17 protein-coding genes and 1 pseudogene are annotated in these 19825 nt (G+C 61.0%); 13 read left to right on the forward strand and 5 right to left on the reverse strand.

Annotated features, from left to right (window positions below; genetic code table 11):
- Positions 1-121 precede the first annotated feature (121 nt).
- From PspTeo4_RS22155 to PspTeo4_RS22165, 3 genes are all read left to right on the forward strand, one after another.
- Positions 122-406 carry a helix-turn-helix domain-containing protein gene (locus PspTeo4_RS22155; RefSeq protein WP_322365996.1) on the forward strand — a complete coding sequence of 95 codons (285 nt, stop codon included), beginning with the start codon at positions 122-124 and terminating at the stop codon, positions 404-406.
- Positions 407-794: 388 nt separating this feature from the next.
- Positions 795-1070 carry a hypothetical protein gene (locus tag PspTeo4_RS22160; RefSeq protein ID WP_322365997.1) on the forward strand — a complete coding sequence of 92 codons (276 nt, stop codon included), beginning with the start codon at positions 795-797 and terminating at the stop codon, positions 1068-1070.
- Positions 1067-1315: a DUF3077 domain-containing protein gene (locus tag PspTeo4_RS22165; RefSeq protein ID WP_322365998.1), complete on the forward strand. Its 249-nt coding sequence runs from the start codon at positions 1067-1069 to the stop codon at positions 1313-1315. The genes PspTeo4_RS22160 and PspTeo4_RS22165 overlap by 4 nt, the downstream gene beginning before the upstream one ends.
- 29 nt (positions 1316-1344) lie before the next feature.
- Here PspTeo4_RS22165 and PspTeo4_RS22170 read toward each other — a convergent pair whose 3' ends face one another.
- On the reverse strand, positions 1345-2841 hold the full coding sequence (locus tag PspTeo4_RS22170) for a Fic family protein (RefSeq protein ID WP_322365999.1): 1497 nt from the start codon (positions 2839-2841) through the stop codon (positions 1345-1347).
- Between the two features lie 197 nt (positions 2842-3038).
- Here PspTeo4_RS22170 and PspTeo4_RS22175 point away from each other — a divergent pair, with 197 nt between their 5' ends.
- Entirely contained in the window at positions 3039-4982 is a 1944-nt protein-coding gene (locus PspTeo4_RS22175) for a cytochrome c/FTR1 family iron permease (protein ID WP_322366000.1), read from the forward strand.
- Between the two features lie 148 nt (positions 4983-5130).
- Entirely contained in the window at positions 5131-5583 is a 453-nt protein-coding gene (locus tag PspTeo4_RS22180) for a YaiI/YqxD family protein (RefSeq protein ID WP_322366001.1), read from the forward strand.
- 140 nt (positions 5584-5723) lie between these two features.
- On the opposite strand, the gene elbB is transcribed toward PspTeo4_RS22180, so the two are convergent.
- Positions 5724-6392 carry an isoprenoid biosynthesis glyoxalase ElbB gene (elbB, locus tag PspTeo4_RS22185; protein ID WP_322366002.1) on the reverse strand — a complete coding sequence of 223 codons (669 nt, stop codon included), beginning with the start codon at positions 6390-6392 and terminating at the stop codon, positions 5724-5726.
- A gap of 112 nt (positions 6393-6504) precedes the next feature.
- Here elbB and PspTeo4_RS22190 point away from each other — a divergent pair.
- Positions 6505-7131, forward strand: a pseudogene (locus tag PspTeo4_RS22190) (sterol desaturase family protein); the annotation flags it as partial.
- A 501-nt stretch (positions 7132-7632) separates the two neighbouring features.
- Here the strand turns inward: PspTeo4_RS22190 and PspTeo4_RS22195 are convergent.
- Entirely contained in the window at positions 7633-8277 is a 645-nt protein-coding gene (locus tag PspTeo4_RS22195) for a DedA family protein (protein ID WP_322366916.1), read from the reverse strand.
- Positions 8278-8491: 214 nt separating this feature from the next.
- Here PspTeo4_RS22195 and ppk1 point away from each other — a divergent pair, with 214 nt between their 5' ends.
- Complete coding sequence (gene ppk1, locus PspTeo4_RS22200) at positions 8492-10726, forward strand: polyphosphate kinase 1 (protein ID WP_322366003.1); 2235 nt, start codon at positions 8492-8494, stop codon at positions 10724-10726.
- Here ppk1 and ppx read toward each other — a convergent pair.
- Positions 10713-12215: an exopolyphosphatase gene (ppx, locus tag PspTeo4_RS22205; protein WP_322366004.1), complete on the reverse strand. Its 1503-nt coding sequence runs from the start codon at positions 12213-12215 to the stop codon at positions 10713-10715. The two genes, ppk1 and ppx, sit on opposite strands and share 14 nt — an antisense overlap.
- Before the next feature lie 243 nt (positions 12216-12458).
- Here ppx and trxA point away from each other — a divergent pair, with 243 nt between their 5' ends.
- The 5 genes from trxA to PspTeo4_RS22230 all read left to right on the forward strand — a co-directional run bounded on the left by trxA (position 12459) and on the right by PspTeo4_RS22230 (position 17930).
- Positions 12459-12788: a thioredoxin TrxA gene (gene trxA / locus PspTeo4_RS22210; protein WP_016392405.1), complete on the forward strand. Its 330-nt coding sequence runs from the start codon at positions 12459-12461 to the stop codon at positions 12786-12788.
- 328 nt (positions 12789-13116) lie between these two features.
- Positions 13117-14376: a transcription termination factor Rho gene (gene rho, locus PspTeo4_RS22215; protein WP_003253661.1), complete on the forward strand. Its 1260-nt coding sequence runs from the start codon at positions 13117-13119 to the stop codon at positions 14374-14376.
- A gap of 221 nt (positions 14377-14597) precedes the next feature.
- Complete coding sequence (gene ubiD, locus PspTeo4_RS22220; RefSeq protein WP_322366005.1) at positions 14598-16064, forward strand: 4-hydroxy-3-polyprenylbenzoate decarboxylase; 1467 nt, start codon at positions 14598-14600, stop codon at positions 16062-16064.
- Positions 16064-17032, forward strand: a complete 969-nt coding sequence (locus PspTeo4_RS22225) for a CDP-6-deoxy-delta-3,4-glucoseen reductase (protein WP_322366006.1) — start codon at positions 16064-16066, stop codon at positions 17030-17032. The genes ubiD and PspTeo4_RS22225 overlap by 1 nt, the downstream gene beginning before the upstream one ends.
- 247 nt (positions 17033-17279) lie before the next feature.
- On the forward strand, positions 17280-17930 hold the full coding sequence (locus tag PspTeo4_RS22230; protein ID WP_322366007.1) for a gamma-glutamylcyclotransferase: 651 nt from the start codon (positions 17280-17282) through the stop codon (positions 17928-17930).
- A gap of 111 nt (positions 17931-18041) precedes the next feature.
- Here the strand turns inward: PspTeo4_RS22230 and PspTeo4_RS22235 are convergent, their stop codons facing one another.
- Positions 18042-19019, reverse strand: a complete 978-nt coding sequence (locus PspTeo4_RS22235; RefSeq protein ID WP_322366008.1) for an NADPH:quinone oxidoreductase family protein — start codon at positions 19017-19019, stop codon at positions 18042-18044.
- A gap of 157 nt (positions 19020-19176) precedes the next feature.
- Here PspTeo4_RS22235 and PspTeo4_RS22240 point away from each other — a divergent pair, with 157 nt between their 5' ends.
- Positions 19177-19581, forward strand: a complete 405-nt coding sequence (locus PspTeo4_RS22240; protein WP_322366009.1) for a flagellar basal body-associated protein FliL — start codon at positions 19177-19179, stop codon at positions 19579-19581.
- Positions 19582-19825: the final 244 nt, after the last annotated feature.

Below are 19825 nucleotides of genomic sequence, written 5' to 3' on the forward strand. Positions count from 1 at the left end.
CAACTCTCTGGCGAATACTCCTACGACGCCTATCGCTAGCTGCTGTCTTGGCCCGCACGCGCACCAGGAATAACGTCCCCCGAGTCAACTCGATGGTGTTGTAAAACAGAGGGGTTCAACAATGGCAAACGAACGCTCTACTTCCGTATGGGATGCGTTGGTTGATTCGCCTGAAGAAGCCGAAAACCTTCGGCTACGTTCCAAGCTGATGCGTGTATTGACCAAGGCCGTGCGGTCTTGGGACCTCCCACAAAAGGAAGCGGCTCGACGGCTGCATGTGACCCAGCCTCGCTTGAGCGAGTTACTGAACGGGAAAATTGACAAGTTCTCTCTGGATGCACTGGTGAACCTGCTGGCAAATGCAGATTTGGAAGTGGATTTCGTCGTTAAAGAAAGAGCTGCCTGATAAGTGCGGTTGATAAGTTACGGGCTGGCCTTGGGGCTGGCCCGTATCATTTCCGCTGGTCTTAGGTTCAAGAGACGTAAGACTTTTCCGAACCTGAAACCAAATGCTTCAGTTCTGATTCTCTGTCGAATTATCCTACGGCACCTGTCGGAAGCTGCTGTCTTGGCTTGGAAGTGCCCCAGGAATAACGTCCTCGGGTCGCCTTGCAAGGTGATCGGGCGTGAGACACCCGATGGTTACAGGTTGCGCCACTCTATGGTGGTCGTGCGCGGGCAGGCTTCGGCCTGGCCGGGTCTCCTGTACCCCGGGTCTCACCCCGTGCACGACTGCCACCCAAATCCGTGAGACGAGGAGGAAGGCAGACCATTCCCAAGTACAGGAGTCCGCCATGAAAAAGCTCGTCCCCGACCCACCTCCCTCATCCCTGCTTCTACTCGATCCCCCCTTGTTCTCACTGCAAGTCCCTCCAAGCGCCGAAGAATGCGACCAGTTGATCAGCGCAATGACCCTGACCGTAGAACAGACAACCACCGTCCTGATCGACAGCGGCCCAGGCCTGATTCGCGATGCCATGGGCATGAACCTGCGTCTGCTGTGCCGGATGATCAACGTCCTGAGCGAGCACACAAGCAACGCCATTCGAACCAGGGAGCAGCAGCGATGAGCGATGACCCGAAGCTCACTTCAACAGCCGGCGAGGAAACCTTCGACCTGTTCCGCCTGCAGCCCGATGTGCCTTTCAACCATGCCTTTTCGCAGCTATCCGTGTTGCTCGGCTGCATTCGCCACCTGACCACCGAAGCCGAAATGGAAGGCGACCGCGTGGCCGGGAGTGCGGCGCGGATTCTCAGTGAGATGGCCAAGGCATTGATCGATGATATGGAGCGGGGGATGAACAGGGTGCTCTGAGCGATGTGCAAGCTTGGGCAGGAGTGGATTCACTCCTGCTCGGTTTCCGTTCGCTGAGCCGCAAGCATCTGCTGGGACTTCTGCTCGATGAACTCGAACACCTCCTCCGGTACGGAGTACAGATATTGCTTGCGCCTGTTCTTGGAAACGATTCCGTCATTGGTAAGGCACATCATCACCAGGTTGGCCAGATCACTGCCGCGAACATCGTATCGCTCGTTTACCGCACGGTAGACTGCGTCATAGCAGGCGAGGAAGTCCGCTTCTTTCTGCAGTTCCACCTCAAGGGCGATCTTGGCCATGTCGAGTGTGAAGGCAACGCAGGGCGTCGCATCCCAGTAGCGATACACTGCTTCGCTTCCCCTGAACTCGAAGCTGTATTGACCGAAGTCGATCCACCTGACGTCCCAAAACTCCCGCACTGGTCGTGAAAACGTTTGCAGTGCTTCAAGGTAGCGTAGCTCCTGGCTCTTCATGGCAACCGACATGGGTAGCAGCAAGCCGTCTTCCAATGCCCCTGCTCGGCAGAGCGCTTGATGGATCAAGAAACGGGACAGGCGACCATTGCCATCCATGAATGGATGAAGCAGCACGAAACCAAACGAGATGATGCCTGCCGCTACCAGTGGGTCGACTTGTGTCGGGGCGTCGTTGGCAAAGTGCATCAGGCTTTCCATGAGCTCTCGGCACAGGTCGGGAGGTGGTGGCAGGAATGTGACTCCGGTAGCCCCGGGCGTACCGTCCGACAGATAGTTTTGCTCGTGCCTGAATGCCGCCGCGAGATCGAAGGGATTGGAGACAGTTGCATTCTGTAGGCCTACCAGGTAGTCCTCGCTCAATGGTTGGCGTTGGTGTGCCTGACGAAGCAGTTGAATGAAGCGGCGGGATTTGTCCTCGGAAGGCGACTCGCGCTCAATGGCGAAAGAGTCCTTCGTTTCATGCAGGTAGGCCCAGTTCAGTGCCCGGTCCATCATGATAGGCGGCAATGCCGCGATGAAGGCTCGTGCTTTCATGAGGATGTCATGGTCGAGTAGCGCCAGGATCTCAGGCGTGCGCTCGACAGTGGCGCAGTAGGTCAGGTCGCCCAAGCCGTTGAAGTCGACCCGCCATTTGGCGTTTCGCTCGCCAGGGCGGGTGATATAGCGTTCAGGATCAAAGAGCGGAACATATGGCGTGCGCACGGGTGCATGCTGCTTGACTTCCTCCCCAGTGAACGCCTCTCTGAGATAGCACGCCTTTCTGATGTATATGCCGTTGGGGGCTTGTTGATGGGATTGTTCCAACGCTGCGGCTGGGATTTGCGGCAAGGCCTGCGCGAGAATCGAGAGGTTGATACCCTCGTGCTTGAGGGCAAACAGTACGTGGCCAAGCAGATCATCCGACGCTGGGGTGATACTTGCGGGTACGGCCAGTGTATGTCCTATCGGTTCAAGCCTGGTTACTGGCTTTATGATTGCAGGTCTGCGCAGGGGCACTGCTGTGAGGCTGAGCTTCTGGATGAGAAATGAATAACCAACGGCGTCCATCTCAAAAAATCCTCATGGAGATTCGGTTAAACCAGATTTTCTTAACTGTACTAAGAAAATCCTGATTTCTTGGCATTTTGCCAATTTTTTCCTAACTGGCCATTCAGATCTGGCCGCATAGAGCCTTGCAAAGTTGTCACAAGATTTTTCATGAAATCCGCCCACAAACCTTGAGGGAACCAGAGTGGAAGTGAACAATGTTCTCTTTCGTATTCCCTTCGAGATTGGCCATGAACTCCCGTTCCCGTCTACTAGCCTGGCTGCCCGCTGTCTTGCTGGGCCCGATGCTGGTGCTGTGCAGCACTTTGGCGCAGGCCGAAGCCCCTGCCGAGGCCGCCAAGGCCTTGCATTTGCTCGATTACCTGGGCGCCGACTACCCGCCGACCGTGCGTGACGGCAAGGTGGTCGACGAAGGCGAATACCGCGAGCAACAGGAGTTCAGCGCGGTGCTCGCCGACTTGGTCAAGGGCTTGCCGGCCAACGCTGAGCAGGCCGCGCTGGAGCAGGGCGTGCAAGCGCTGCGACAAGCCATCGACCAGCGTCTGGACGGCGGCACTGTCGCCAAGCAAGCGCGCCAGTTGGGCGCTCGCCTGGCTGTGGCCTATGAAGTCAGCCAGGCGCCGATCATCACCCCGGACCCGGCACGTGGCGCATCGCTGTACGCCCAGAACTGCTCGATCTGCCACGGTGACTCCGGCGCCGGCGATGGCCCTGCCGGCGTGGGCCTGGAGCCGCCACCGGCCAACCTGCGCAGCACCGAGCGCCTCGATCAATTGAGCTTGTTCGACCTCTACAACACCCTGGCCCTGGGCATCGATGGCACCGAGATGCCTTCCTTCGCCGACCAACTCGACGAGCGTCAGCGCTGGGACGTGGCGGCCTATATCGCCAGCTTCACTGCCAACCCGCAGGCCGCCAAGGGTGAGAAGATCTGGAACCTGGCCGATTTGGCCCGCCAGACGCCGGCCGAAGTCGCCGCCAGCGAAGGCGCCGCCGTGGTTGAGGCGTTCCGTGCCCAACGCGCCCAGCCGCCGCAGGTCAAGCGCGGCCCGGCGCAGTTGCTCGAATACACCGCCAGCACCTTGGACAAGAGCCTGGCGGCGTATCGCGAAGGCGATCACGACCAAGCCTATGACCTGTCGGTAGCCGCTTACCTGGAAGGCTTCGAGCTGGTGGAAAGCTCGCTGGACAACATCGATGCCGACGCCCGCAAGGATACGGAAAAAGCCCTGATGGCCTACCGTCAGTCGCTGCAGGACGGCTTGCCCGTTGCCCAGGCCGAACAGCACCTGGCCGTGGCCAAGACCAAGCTCGACCAAGCCGCCAAGCTGCTGGGCAGCGATGGCCTGAGCTGGTCGCTGAGCTACATCTCGGGCCTGCTGATTCTGCTACGCGAAGGCCTTGAAGCGATTCTGGTGCTGGCGGCGATCCTCGCCTTCCTGCGCAACACTGGCCAGCAGTCGGCGGTGCGCAGCGTCAACATCGGTTGGGGCTTGGCGCTGGTCGCCGGCTTCGCCACCTGGGCGCTGGCGGCCTATGTGATCGACGTGGGCGGTGCCCAGCGCGAGCTGCTCGAAGGCTGCACGGCGCTGTTTGCCAGTGTCATGGTGCTGTGGCTCGGGGTGTGGATGCATGACCGGCGTCACGCGGCAGCCTGGCAGAACTACATCAAGAGCAGCCTGGTCAGCGGCGGTGGGCGGTTTGGCTTTGCGCTGCTGGCGTTCTTCTCGGTGTACCGCGAGCTGTTCGAAGTGATCCTGTTCTACGAAACCCTGTGGCTGCAGGCAGGCCCGGCCGGTCATCAGGCTGTGCTGGCCGGTGGCGCCACGGCGCTGGTGCTGCTGGTCGGTTTGGCCTGGGTGATTCTGCGTGGCTCGGCGAAGTTACCGCTGTCGCTGTTCTTCAGCATCAATGCCGCGCTGTTGTGCGCGCTGTCGGTGGTGTTCGCCGGGCATGGCGTGAAGGCGTTGCAGGAGGCTGGTGTGCTGGGGACGCGGCCGGTGTCGTTCTTCGAGTTCGACTGGCTGGGGATTCATGCCGACGCATACTCGCTGGCGGCGCAGGTGGCGGCGTTGATGGCTATCGTTGTGTTGTATAGCCGCAGCCGTTTGGCCGAGAAGCGGCGGGCTGAGGCAAACTAAGCAAGGTGTTGGCTTCTTCGCGGGTAAACCCGCTCCCACAGGGTCGGCGCAGTATCTGCAGACTGTGCAGAACCTGTGGGAGCGGGTTTACCCGCGAAAGGGCCGTACCTGACACAATGGTCACCTCACAGTAGATGGGACAAGTTGCATGCGTATATGGATCGATGCCGACGCCTGCCCCAAGGCGGCCAAGGACCTGATCGTCAAATTCGCCCTCAAGCGCAAGCTCGAAGTGGTGATGGTGGCCGGCCAGGCCGTGGCCAAACCGGCATTCGCCGTTGTGAAACTGATCGTGGTGCCCAGCGGTATGGATGCGGCCGACGACTACCTGGTTGAGAATGCCGTGCCTGGCGAGCTGGTGATTTGCAGCGATGTGCCGTTGGCCGACCGCTTGATCAAGAAGGGCGTGGCCGCGCTGGACCCAAGGGGGCGTGAGTTCGACGAGCGCAACATGGGTGATCGGTTGGCGGTGCGTAACCTGTTCACCGAGCTGCGTGAGCAGGGGCAGGTCGGAGGCGGGCAGGCGCCTTATGGCGAGCGGGAGAAGCAGGCGTTCGCCAATGCGCTGGACCGGATTCTGACGCGTCTGACGAAGGGGTAGTGGGGAGGGCTGCTTTGCAGCCCTATCGCAGGCTTCGCCAGCTCCCACGAGAGAAATTCCCAACGGCGGCCTGACCCGTGGGAGCTGGCGAAGTCGGGGCGCCGAACCGCCGCGATGGCCCGCAAAGCGGGTCCGGCCTCTTACTGCTCACCCTCGTGAGTGAGTTCCAGCACCCGATCCACCAGCTTGTAGATACCACCCGCCGCTTCGCTGATCGACTGGGCCAGCATGTAGGCCGGGGTGGTCACCAGCTTGCGCTGGGTATCTTCGACGATGTCATGCACATCGCACTCTTCGTGTGTTCCGCCCATCTTCGCCACCGCAGCAGCGGTACCGGCATCGTTGCCGATGGTGCAGACCACACCCGGACCATAGATCTTGGCCGCCAGCGCTGGCGAAATGCAGATCAGGCCTACCGGTTTGCAGGCATCGGCAAAGGCTTCGGCCAGGGCGAGCACGTCCGGATTGACGGTGCAGCCGGCACCTTCGACGGCAAAGTTGGACAGGTTCTTCGCCGCGCCAAAGCCACCCGGCACGATCAGCGCGTCGAAATCTTCGGCCTTGGCTTCACGGATGTCCTTCACCTCGCCACGAGCGATGCGCGCCGATTCGACCAGTACATTGCGCGACTCGGGCATTTCCTCGCCGGTCAGGTGGTTGATCACATGCATCTGCGCAATGTTCGGCGCGAAGCACTGTACCTGTGCACCGCGCTGGTCGAGGCGCAGCAGGGTGATCACGCTTTCATGGATTTCGGCGCCGTCGTATACGCCACAGCCGGAAAGAATCACCGCTACTTTTTTGGTCATGCTCATTACTCCAGTGTCGAGGCGCTAAATGTCCTCTAGTTTGGCAGATGTCGCCATAGGGTTTCCTGTAGCTGCGGCCTAATCTCTTTTGATCATGCCGGAGCCGTTGCCCATGGACCTGATTCTGCTGGCCGTGCCGTTCTTCTTTGTGCTGATCGCCGTCGAGCTGGTGGCCGACCTGGTGCGTGGCCAGCGCAACTTCACCCTGGCCGATTCGATCAACAGCCTGAGCACAGGGGTACTGTCGACTAGCACAGGTTTGCTTACCAAAGGGGTAGGGCTGGTGACTTATGTCGTGGCCTGGGAGCACCTTGCGCTGCTGCGGCTGCCGCAGGATGCCTGGTGGGTATGGCTGCTGGCGTTCGTGCTGTACGACCTGTGCTACTACTGGCTGCACCGCCTGGGACATGAGCGCAACGTGCTGTGGGCCGCCCACTCGGTGCATCATCAGAGTGAGGAATACAACCTCACCACTGCCTTGCGCCAGACCAGCAGCGGCTTCATCTTCTCGTGGATCTTCTACCTGCCGCTGGCGCTGATCGGCGTGCCGCCGGTGGTGTTCATCACCGTGGCATCGCTGAACCTTTTGTACCAGTTCTGGGTGCACACCCGGCATATCCCTAAACTGGGTTGGCTCGAGTGGGTGCTGATCACGCCGTCCAACCATCGCGTCCACCATGCGCAGAATCCTGCTTACTTGGATCGTAACTATGGCGGCGTGTTCATTCTCTGGGACCGCCTGTTCGGCACTTTCAAGGAAGAAGACCCGACTGAGCCCGTGGTGTTCGGTGTGACCACGCCCCTGGCCAGCTGGAATCCGCTGTGGGCCAACCTGCAGTTCTACGCGCAGCTTTGGCATGACGCGCGAAACACCCGCAGCCTATGGGACAAATTGCGCATCTGGTTCATGCCCACCGGCTGGCGCCCGGCCGATGTCGCGGCACGTTACCCGCAGGCCAAGCAAAACCTGGCCTTGTTTCGCAAATTCGAGGTGGCCTTGGGGCGTGCGCAACAGGTCTACGTGGTAGCGCAGTTCACCGTCTATGTGGCGTTGGGTAGTTATTTGATGGGCGTGGCAGAGCAGGTGCCGACGTCTGCCCTGGTGTTGGGATGGTCGGTGATGGCGTTCGGCTTGTTCGTGCTGGGTGCGATGCTGGAGAACCGGCCGTGGGCGCAGCGCCTGGAGTGGGTGCGCTTGCTGTCCAGTGTGCCGGCACTTTACCTGGCCGGCGCACTGGGCTTAGGGCCGGTCACTGTGTTGGTCTGGTGCCTGCTTCTGGCCTACTGCTTGGCCAGCCTGTGGGCCCTGGCCGTTTGCCGCCGCCTTGCGCTCGGCGCGCAACGTACGAAAGCGCCGACGCAGCCAGAGCAGGCCGCCCAGCACCAGCAGGCCGCCAAGCACCCATAGCTCGTACTTCTTCACATTGCCCAGCATGCCTTCGAGGATGGCGCCGAAGTGGTACGCGGCAGCGCCCAACGCCAAGGCCCACACGGCTGCTCCGATACCGTTGAGCAGCAAGTAGCGGCGTGGCGGGTAGCCGGAAAGGCCGATGGCTACTGGCATCACCGTGCGCAGGCCGTACACGAAGCGGAAGCTCAGCACCCAGATATCGGGGTGGCGGCGAATGTGGTCCAGCGCCCGGTCACCCATGGCCTGCCAGCGCGGTTTGCGTGCCAGGATCTTGCGCCCATGGCGGCGGCCCATGAAGTACCACAGCTGGTCACCGGCGTAGCTGCCGAAGAATGCGGTCAGGACCACCAGGTTGATGTCCATGTAACCGCGGAACGCAAGGAACCCCGCAAGCACCAGGATGGTCTCGCCTTCGAAGAAGGTGCCAAGAAAGAGGGCGAAGTAGCCGAAATCCTGCAGGAATTGTTGAAGCATTTTCTGAGGTGCTGGCGAAATGAACGCGCAGCCTACCCCTTCGCGCGCATTCATGAAAGTGTCCAAATGTGTCTCGACGTGAACAATCCCTGTGCAGACAATGCCTGCGGCCATAAGTCGCGACTTGCCTTGGCATGTAACACAGGCGTCATAATGGCCGCTTATCGTGCCGCTCAATTGATGATAGGGCGTTAACGTCCTCCAGGAACGCCAGATGAATAATGAAGTGCTAACCCCTGTCGCGATCAAGGACGCCCAGGCTCTTCCCGAAGAGATGGTGCAGACCCCGCCGGACCTGCCCGTGACGCCGGAGCCGGTGGTCGAGGCTGCCGCCGCGCCGGCCCCTGCGCCTGCACCGGCAATCGCCATCCCGGGCCTGGACGACAGCAGCCTGTACATTCATCGCGAGCTTTCGCAGCTGCAATTCAACATTCGTGTGCTGGAGCAGGCGCTGGATGAGTCCTATCCGCTGCTCGAGCGCCTCAAGTTCCTGCTGATCTTCTCCAGCAACCTGGACGAATTCTTCGAAATCCGTGTTGCCGGCCTGAAGAAGCAGATCAATTTTGCCCGTGAACAAGCCGGTGCCGACGGTTTGCAGCCGCACCAGGCGCTGGCACGGATCAGCGATCTGGTGCACACGGAAGTCGACCGCCAATACGCGATCCTCAACGATGTGCTGCTGCCTGAGCTGGAAAAGCATCAGATCCGCTTCATCCGCCGTCGTTACTGGACGCCCAAGCTCAAGACCTGGGTGCGTCGTTACTTCCGTGACGAGATCGCGCCGATCATCACCCCGATCGGTCTCGACCCGACTCACCCTTTCCCGTTGCTGGTGAACAAGAGCCTCAACTTCATCGTCGAGCTGGAAGGTGTCGATGCCTTCGGCCGCGACTCGGGCCTGGCGATCATCCCGGCCCCGCGTTTGCTGCCACGGGTCATCCGCGTGCCTGAAGATGTGGGTGGCCCAGGCGACAACTATGTGTTCCTGTCTTCGATGATCCACGCCCACGCCGACGACCTGTTCCAAGGCATGAAGGTCAAGGGCTGCTACCAGTTCCGCCTGACCCGAAACGCCGACCTCGCGCTGGACTCCGAAGAAGTCGACGACCTGGCCCGTGCCCTGCGCGGCGAGCTGTTCTCGCGTCGATACGGTGATGCTGTACGCCTGGAAGTGGCTGACACTTGCCCGAAACACTTGTCCGACTACTTGCTCAAGCAGTTCAGCCTGAGCGAGAGCGAGCTGTACCAGGTCAACGGCCCGGTCAACCTGACCCGCCTGTTCAGCATCACTGGCCTGGATAGCCACCCGGAGCTGCAGTACACCCCGTTCACCCCGGCGATCCCCAAGCTGCTGCAGAACGCCGACAACATCTTCAGCGTGATCGGCAAGCAGGACGTGTTGCTGATGCACCCGTTCGAGTCCTTCACCCCGGTGATCGACCTGCTGCGCCAGGCCGCCAAGGACCCGCACGTGCTTGCCGTGCGGCAGACCCTGTATCGCTCCGGCGCCAACTCGGAGATCGTCGACGCCCTGGTGGACGCGGCGCGTAACGGCAAGGAGGTCACCGCGGTGATCGAGCTGCGTGCGCGTTTCGACGAAGAGTCCAACCTGCAGATGGCCAGCCGCCTGCAAGCGGCCGGCGCAGTGGTGATCTACGGTGTGGTCGGCTTCAAGACCCACGCCAAGATGATGCTGATTCTGCGCCGCGAGCAGGGCGAGATCGTCCGTTATGCACACCTGGGTACCGGTAACTACCACGCCGGCAACGCCCGCCTGTACACCGACTACAGCCTGCTCACCTCCGACGATGCCCTCACCGAGGACGTCGGCAAGCTGTTCAGCCAGTTGATCGGCATGGGTAAGACCCTGCGCATGAAAAAGCTGCTGCATGCGCCGTTCACCCTGAAAAAGGGCATGCTCGACATGATTGCCCGCGAGACGCAGTTCGCCCTCGAAGGCAAGCCGGCGCACATCATCGCCAAGTTCAACTCGCTGACCGACGCCAAGGTCATCAAGGCCCTGTACAAGGCCAGCCAGTCCGGCGTGCGTATCGACCTGGTGGTGCGCGGTATGTGCTGCCTGCGACCGGGCATTCCGGGGGTGTCGCACAACATCCAGGTGCGCTCGATCATCGGCCGCTTCCTGGAGCACACGCGGGTGTTCTACTTCCTCAATGGCGGCGAAGAGCAGATCTACCTGTCCAGTGCCGACTGGATGGAGCGCAACCTCGACAAGCGTGTCGAGACCTGCTTCCCGGTGGAGGGCAAGAAGTTGCTGCTGCGGGTGAAGAAGGAGCTGGAAGGCTACCTGACCGACAACACCCACGCCTGGACCTTGCAGTCGGATGGGCGCTACGTGCGCAGCACCCCGACCGGTAACCAGAACCCGCGCAGTGCTCAGGCCACCCTGTTGGAGCGCTTGAGCAACCCGGTCCTCAACGTACGCTGAGGACGAAGCCGACCCGGGCCAGCCACTCCGCCTCGTTGGCGAAGTCGGCCTGGGTCAGCTGGTTCTGTTCCAGCCAGCCATCCGGGAAGGCCACATCCAGGGTGTCTTCGCTGGCATGCAGTTCCACTTTCGGCATCTGCTGGTTACCACGGATGTGGTGGAACAGGATGGCGAAGCGCAGTAGCACGCACAGGCGGATCAACTGGATGCCTTCGTCGCCGAATTCGGCGAACTTGTCCTTGGGAATGTTGCGGCGGTGGCCACGCACCAGCAGGGCCAGCATCTGTTGGTCTTCGCGAGAGAAACCGGCCAGGTCGGAGTGCTCGATCAGGTAGGCGCCGTGCTTGTGGTAGTGGTAATGGGCAATATCCAGGCCGATTTCGTGAACTTTGGCCGCCCAGCCCAGAAGATCGCGCCAGTTACCCTCTTCAAGCCCCCACACCTTGGCTACCTGGTCAAAGGCGTGCAGCGCTTTGCGCTCGACACGTGCTGCCTGCCCCTGATCGACGTGGTAGCGCTCCATCAGCGAGTTCAGAGTGCGTTCGCGTACGTCTTCGTGGTGGTGGCGGCCCAGCAGGTCGAACAGCACACCTTCACGCAGGGCGCCGTCGCAGTGGTCCATGCGTTGCAATTCGAGCGCGTCGAAGATGGCTTCGAGAATCGCCAGGCCGGCCGGGAAAATGGTGCGGCGGTCTGGTTTCACGCCGTCGAAATCGATCTTGTCGACTTCGCCCAGCTTGAACAGCTTGCGCTTGACCATGGCCAGGCCTTCGGCGTTGACCTCGCCATTGCCCAGGCCCAAGGCCTTGATGGCGGCGCCGATGGCGCGGATGGTGCCGGACGAACCGATGGCTTCGTCCCAGGTCAGGCGGTGCAGGGCGTTCTCGATGCTCATCAGTTCCAGGCGTGCGGCGGTGTAGGCCTGGGCGTAGCGCGCCGGGGTGATCTTGCCGTCGCGGAAATAGCGCTGGGTGAAGCTCACGCAGCCCATCTGCAGGCTTTCGCGCAGCAGCGGTTCGAAGCGTTGGCCGATGATGAATTCGGTACTGCCGCCGCCGATGTCGGCGACCAGGCGTTTGCCGGGGGTGTCGGCCAGGGTATGGGACACACCGAGGTAGATCAGGCGGGCCTCTTCACGGCCGGAGATGACTTCCACCGGGTGGCCAAGAATCGCCTCTGCACGCTGGATGAACTCATTGCGGTTACGCGCTTCGCGCAGGGCGTTGGTGCCGACGATGCGCACGGCGCCGGAATGCATGCCATTGATCAGCTGGGCGAAGCGCTTGAGGCAATCGAGGCCCCGCTCCATGGCTTCTTCGCTGAGCAGACGATCTTCGCCGATGCCGGCGGCCAGCTGAACCTTTTCGCCCAGCCGCTCAAGAATACGGATCTCGGTGTGGTGAGCCTTGGCCACGACCATGTGAAAGCTGTTGGAGCCAAGGTCGATGGCGGCGATCAGAGACAGGTTCTTCGCGGATGTTTGCGGCATGGTCTGAGTGTTCTCGGTCGTTAACCTGGCAATCGTGCCACGATCCTTGGCTGTCGCCAACGCGGGGCACGTCAAGGTTTGATGCAAGGCAATGTGCCATTCGATGCTATGACACTTGTGTGACAGTTTCGATTCGCGGCGTCTTGCACAACTATAGTTACACTCAATCGTCCGTGACTTCCTGTAGACAGCCTCTGCGGCTATGATGGGCCACGTTTTTTGCTTACGACCCTGGAGATATCCATGAGCAGCGATCTGATCAAACACGTCACCGACGCGACCTTCGAAGCCGAAGTCCTGCAGGCTCAAGGCCCGGTGCTGGTCGACTACTGGGCTGAATGGTGCGGCCCATGCAAGATGATCGCCCCGGTTCTGGACGACATCGCCGCCACCTACGAGGGCAAACTGACCGTCGCCAAGCTGAACATCGACGACAACCAGGAAACCCCGGCCAAGCACGGCGTGCGTGGCATCCCGACCCTGATGCTGTTCAAGAACGGCAACGTCGAAGCCACCAAGGTCGGCGCCCTGTCCAAATCCCAGCTGGCCGCGTTCCTCGACGCCCACCTGTGATGTGAAAAAGCCCCGCGAATGCGGGGCTTTTTTTTAACTCGAAGGTTTTGTGGGGGCGGGTTTTTCCGCGTATTCAAGGGTTGATCCACCGCCGCCTTCGCGGGTAAACCCGCTCCCACAAGGATCGATTTACCCCGTCAAAACCACTAGACGTCGAAAAAAGCAAGTGTTACATTCGGCCTCGCACTGCTTCTCCAGTGCCCTCTGCACGCCGTCGCCGAAGCATCCCTAATTCGAATCAGTACGCGATCTTGTCGCCATCTAGCGGCGCGGCCTCATTAAGCCACAGCTTAATTCTCCCTTCTTACATGATTACGTCACTCCCCTTATGAACCTGACTGAACTCAAGCAAAAGCCGATTACCGATCTTTTGGAAATGGCCGAACAGATGGGCATCGAAAACATGGCCCGTTCGCGCAAACAGGACGTGATTTTCGCCCTGCTGAAGAAGCACGCGAAAAGCGGCGAAGAGATCTCGGGTGACGGCGTGCTGGAGATTCTCCAGGATGGTTTCGGTTTCCTGCGTTCGGCTGATGCGTCCTACCTGGCCGGCCCCGATGACATCTACGTCTCGCCTAGCCAGATCCGCCGTTTCAACCTGCGTACCGGCGACACCATCGTCGGCAAGATCCGCCCGCCGAAGGAAGGGGAGCGTTACTTCGCTCTGCTGAAGGTCGATACCATCAACTTCGACCGTCCGGAAAACGCGAAGAACAAGATTCTGTTTGAAAACCTGACGCCGCTGTTCCCCAACAAGCGCCTGAAGATGGAAGCCGGTAACGGCTCCACCGAAGACCTTACCGGCCGCGTCATCGACCTGTGCGCTCCAATCGGCAAGGGCCAGCGCGGCCTGATCGTCGCCCCGCCGAAAGCGGGTAAAACGATCATGCTGCAGAACATCGCGGCCAACATCACCCGTAACAACCCAGAGTGCCACCTGATCGTCCTGCTGATCGACGAGCGCCCTGAGGAAGTGACCGAAATGCAGCGCACCGTGCGCGGCGAAGTGGTCGCTTCGACCTTCGACGAGCCGCCAACCCGCCACGTGCAGGTTGCCGAGATGGTCATCGAAAAGGCCAAGCGTCTGGTCGAACACAAGAAAGACGTGGTTATTCTGCTCGACTCCATCACCCGTCTGGCGCGTGCCTACAACACCGTGATCCCGAGCTCCGGCAAGGTGCTGACCGGTGGTGTCGACGCCCACGCCCTGGAGAAGCCGAAGCGTTTCTTCGGTGCCGCCCGTAACATCGAGGAAGGCGGTTCGCTGACCATCATCGCCACCGCGCTGGTCGAAACCGGCTCGAAGATGGACGAGGTGATCTACGAAGAGTTCAAGGGTACCGGCAACATGGAGCTGCCGCTGGACCGCCGCATCGCCGAGAAGCGCGTGTTCCCAGCCATCAACATCAACCGTTCGGGCACCCGTCGCGAAGAGTTGCTGACCGCCGACGACGAACTGCAGCGCATGTGGATTCTGCGCAAGCTGCTGCACCCGATGGACGAGATCGCCGCCATCGAGTTCCTGGTCGACAAGCTCAAGCAGACCAAGACCAACGATGAGTTCTTCCTGTCGATGAAGCGCAAGTAAGCACTTTCGGCCAGGCTGTAGTTGGGGCCGCTTCGCGCCCCTTCGCGGGTAAACCCGCTCCCACAGGTTCACCGTCGTCGCTTGATTCGGCGCTGTACCTGTGGGAGCGGGTTTACCCGCGAAGGGCTGCGAAGCGGCCCCAACTCATTTTGCCCCCAATAAAGGCCTGAACGGCGCTACACTCTGCACCCCGACCGATACGGCCAATACGAGGCTCATGCATGCAGTATCGCGATTTGCGCGACTTCATCCGTGGCCTGGAGCAGCGCGGTGAACTCAAGCGCATCCAGGTTCCGATCTCCCCAGTCCTGGAAATGACCGAGGTCTGCGACCGCACCCTGCGTGCCAAGGGCCCGGCGTTGCTGTTCGAAAAGCCCACGGGCTTCGACATCCCGGTACTGGGCAACCTGTTCGGCACCCCGGAGCGGGTAGCGATGGGCATGGGCGCCGAGTCGGTCGAAGAGCTGCGCGAGATCGGCAAGCTGCTGGCGTTCCTCAAGGAACCCGAGCCACCCAAGGGCCTGAAGGACGCCTGGTCCAAACTTCCGATCTTCAAGAAAGTCGTGTCCATGGCGCCGAAGGTGGTCAAGGATGCGGTGTGCCAGGAGATCGTGGTCGAGGGCGAGGATGTCGACCTTTCCCAGTTGCCGATTCAGCACTGCTGGCCGGGCGATGTGGCGCCACTGATCACCTGGGGCCTGACCGTGACCCGCGGCCCCAACAAAGACCGTCAGAACCTGGGCATTTACCGTCAGCAGGTGATCGGCCGCAATAAAGTCATCATGCGTTGGCTGAGCCACCGTGGCGGCGCACTGGACTACCGCGAATGGTGCGAGAAGCACCCCGGCCAGCCATTCCCGGTTGCCGTGGCGCTGGGTGCGGATCCGGCGACTATCCTCGGTGCGGTCACGCCAGTGCCTGACACGTTGTCCGAGTACGCCTTTGCCGGCCTGCTGCGGGGTAACCGCACCGAACTGGTCAAATGCCGCGGCAGCGACCTGCAGGTGCCAGCGACCGCCGAGATCATTCTTGAAGGTGTGATCCACCCGGGGGAAATGGCCCCGGAAGGCCCTTACGGCGACCACACTGGCTACTACAACGAAGTGGACAGCTTCCCAGTGTTCACCGTCGAGCGTATCACCCACCGGCAGAAACCCATTTACCACAGCACCTACACCGGACGGCCGCCAGATGAGCCGGCGATCCTCGGCGTGGCGCTGAATGAAGTGTTCGTGCCGATCCTGCAGAAGCAGTTCCCGGAAATCGTCGACTTCTACCTGCCGCCGGAAGGTTGCTCGTACCGCATGGCGGTGGTAACCATGAAGAAGCAGTACCCAGGGCACGCCAAGCGCGTAATGCTGGGAGTGTGGTCGTTCCTGCGACAGTTCATGTACACCAAGTTCGTTATCGTGACCGACGACGACATCAACGCCCGCGATTGGAACGATGTGATCTGGGCGATCACCACGCGCATGGACCCCAAGCGTGATACGGTGATGATCGACAACACGCCGATCGACTACCTGGACTTCGCGTCGCCGGTGTCGGGGCTGGGGTCGAAGATGGGCCTGGATGCCACACACAAGTGGCCGGGCGAGACAACACGCGAATGGGGCCGTGCCATCGTCAAGGACGAAGCGGTTACCCGCCGTATCGATGAGCTGTGGGATCAGTTGGGAATAGATTGATGCAGGTAACGTTGCAGCCGTCCGGGGCGGTGCTGGCGCTCGAACCCGGGGAACGGATCCTGGATGGGGCGCGGCGCTTGGGCTATGACTGCCCGAACAGCTGCCGCAATGGTAATTGCCATGTTTGCGCCGCGTTGTTGGTGGAAGGGCGGGTTCGTCAGGACGGCGAAGTCCGTGACCACGGCGAGTTGTTTACCTGCATCGCCGAACCGTTGGAGGACTGCATCTTGCTCTGGGATGGTGTGTTGGCCCTGGGCGAACTGCCGGTGCGCAAGCTGGCCTGCACCGTGAGCGAGTGCGTCGAAGTGGGTGGCGATGTCTGGCGCGTGCGTCTGCGTGCGCCGGCCGGAAAGCCACCTCGCTATCACGCCGGGCAGTACCTGATGATCGAGCGCGAGGGTGGCAAGCAGGCGGCATTTTCCCTGGCTTCGGCACCCCATGCCGGGCGTGACCTGGAGCTGCATGTGCTGGTCCGCGAAGACAGCGCCCGGCAATTGATTGCACAGTTGCAGCGTGACGGTGTGGCGCGTATCGAAATGCCATTCGGCGATGCGCACCTGGCCGAGCTGCCTGATGGGCCGCTGGTGCTGATCGCCGCCGGTACTGGAATGGGGCAGATGCACAGCCTGGTCGAACATTGCCGCGCCCAGGGTTTCAAGCACCCGGTGCATCTGTACTGGGGTGTGCGCCGCCCGGAAGAGTTCTACACCATCGAACATTGGGCTGAATGGGAACGCCTGCCAAACCTGTTCCTGCACAAGGTCGTCAGCGACCTGTGCGGCTGGGAAGGGCGCTGCGGCTTGCTGCATGAGGCGGTCCGTGAAGACGTGGCCGACCTTAACGCCGTGCATGTCTATGCCAGTGGGTCGCCCAACATGGTGTACGCCACGCTCGATGCCTTGGTCGAGTCAGGCATGGATGCGCACCGCATGCGTGCCGATGTGTTTGCCTACGCCCCTCGCAATTAATAACCGAAGTATCAGTCGGTGGTTATAAGGCGGTAATTATTACCGCCTTGGCGAGTAACTTTCGCGCACTCCGAAACAATGCTCCCCAGTCGTCGGAACTGCCTATGAAACTTGTGCGCAAGGGCTTGAGTATTGGCCGGGTTGTATCCTAAGGTTAATGCAAGGGCCCAGGCTGTGGCGGCGCAACGCCAGTCACGTCGCGGTTCAGGTTTTATCTGTAGTTCACAGGGAATGATGGCGGCAGCTTATGTCGGCAATTGAAAGTTTATCCTGGGAAGTTTCATATCCACCGACGCTGGACTTCGGCGAGCAACTGACCCGCGAGCAACTGTTCAGCTCCATGCAGGCGACCATGTCACAGCATCGGGGTGGGCCTGTGTGGTTATTTGCCTATGGTTCATTGATTTGGCGCCCGGAGTGCAATTCCGTGGAGCGTCAGCGGGCGCGGGTGCATGGCTATCATCGCGGGTTGTACCTGTGGTCCCACGAACACCGTGGTACACCAGAGACACCGGGGCTGGTGTTTGGCCTGGACCGAGGTGGGTCGTGCAGTGGTTTCGCTTACCGGCTGGACGACAGCAACCTTGATGAATCGCTGATGGCCCTGTGGCAACGGGAAATGCCTTATCCGGCGTATCGGCCACACTGGCTCAGCTGCCGGCTCGGTGATGGCAGCAAGGTGCAGGCCCTGGGTTTTGTGCTTGAGCGGCATTTGCCGTGCTATGCCGGGAACCTGCCGGACACCTTGCTCAGCCAGATTCTGGCCAGTGCCAAAGGGCGCTATGGCACGACGCGGGACTATGTCGAACAGACGCTCAATGCGCTGCGTAACCACCAGATGCCGGATCGCAACCTCGAGGCGCGGTTCAGGCGCTGCCACAACCTGCGTGAGGTTTGAATGCTCTGTTGGCTGTAGCGGCCCTATCGCCGGCAAGCCGGCTCCTGCAGGGTGTAGCGTAATCCTCGTGGGAGCCGGTTTGCCGACGATAGGGCCGCTTCAGGCAATGCCTTACCTGGCCAGCACCACCAACTTACCCACAGCTTGCCGTTGCCCCAGCCGTTCGATTGCTGCCCCTGCCTCGGCCAGTGGATAAGTCTGCGACACCAGCGGTTTCAGCTTGCCTTCGGCATGCCAGGCGAACAGCTGTTGGAAGTTGGCCGCATTGTCCGCTGGCTGGCGCTGAGCAAACGCCCCCCAGAACACGCCGATCACCGCGGCCCCCTTGAGCAATACCAGGTTCGCTGCCAGCTGAGGGATGGTGCCGCTGGCAAAGCCCACCACCAGCAACCGACCGTTCCAGGCCAGACCCCGCACCGCCTGTTCAAACAGTTCACCACCCACTGGGTCGTAGATCACATCCACACCCTGGCCGCCGGTCAACCGCTTGATCTCATCCTTCAGGCTGGCCTTGCTGTAGTCGATCACTTCATCTGCGCCGGCCGCCTTGGCCACGGCGAGTTTTTCGGCGCTGCTGGCTGCCGCAATCACCTTGGCCCCCATGGCCTTGCCGATTTCCAGCGCAGCGAGGCCGACGCCCCCGGATGCGCCCAGCACCAGCAGGGTTTCGCCGGGCTGCAACTGCCCGCGCTGTTTGAGCGCATGCATCGAGGTGCCGTAGGTCATGCCGAAGGCAGCGGCGATCGGGAAGTCCATGCCCTGTGGAATCGGCATGACGTTGTAGAAAGGCACCGCCACCTGTTCGGCGAAGGCGCCCCAGCCGGTCAGTGCCATGACTCGGTCACCGACCTTGAACGCGCCGGCCTTCTCGCCCACTGCTGCCACCACGCCAGCGGCCTCGCCACCGGGGGAGAAGGGCAGCGGAGGCTGGAACTGGTACTTGCCTTCGATGATCAGGGTGTCGGGGAAGTTGACCCCGGCCGCTTGCACGTCGAGCAGAATTTCGTTCTTCTTCGGCACCGGGCTGGCCACTTCCTCCAATACCAGGTCGCTGGCGGGGCCCAGGGTTTTGCACAGCACAGCTTTCATCGGGGCTATTCCTTTGCGTGTGGTGGCCGATAAGTGTAGGAGGACCGCCTGCCTGGTCAACGAGCATGGCCTGCCCTGATGGGTTGGCATAAGCCTGGGCTTGGGTTTGAGCGGCGGGCTGGGTAAGCTGGCGTCAACTGTATTTAGGAGCGAATTCGTGAAAGCGTGGATCTTGATGGTACTGGCCCTGATGCTGCCAGCGGCGGCCATGGCCGAAGAAGCCAAGGAAGGAGAGCCCAAGGTCTCCTACATCAGCCTGAGCCCGCCCTTTGTCGGCAACTACGCCCTCGACGGCAGCCCCAAGCTGCGCGTCTACAAGGCCGACGTCGCCCTGCGTGTGACCGGTGATGCAGCGGCCGCAGCGGTCAAGCACCATGAGCCGCTGATCCGTAACCAGTTGGTGGCGCTGTTTACCCAGCAGGGTGTGGATAACATGAGCAACGTCGAAGCCAAGGAAAAGCTGCGTCAGGAAGCACTGAAGCAGGTGCAGCAGGTGATGGAGGCTGAGGAAGGCAAGCCGATCGTTGAGGATTTGTTGTTCAACAATTTGATTGTGCAGTGATGTTTCCTTGATGTATTCGCCGGAAGTTTTGCGGTGCGGTTGAGATCGAGCGCCGCCCGCGCGGCGCATCGCGAGCAAGGCTCGCTCCTACGTTTGTTTCTGGCCAGTCATGTCTGTGCCAACGCGCGCGACCGCCTTGTGTGCACTACTCAATATCGAGTCATGCGCCAAAGCGGTCGCGTGCATTTCCCACAGGAATAATTGGCCCGAAACGGACGTAGGAGCGAGCCTTGCTCGCGATGCG

Source organism: Pseudomonas sp. Teo4, assembly GCF_034387475.1.
Classification (GTDB): domain Bacteria; phylum Pseudomonadota; class Gammaproteobacteria; order Pseudomonadales; family Pseudomonadaceae; genus Aquipseudomonas.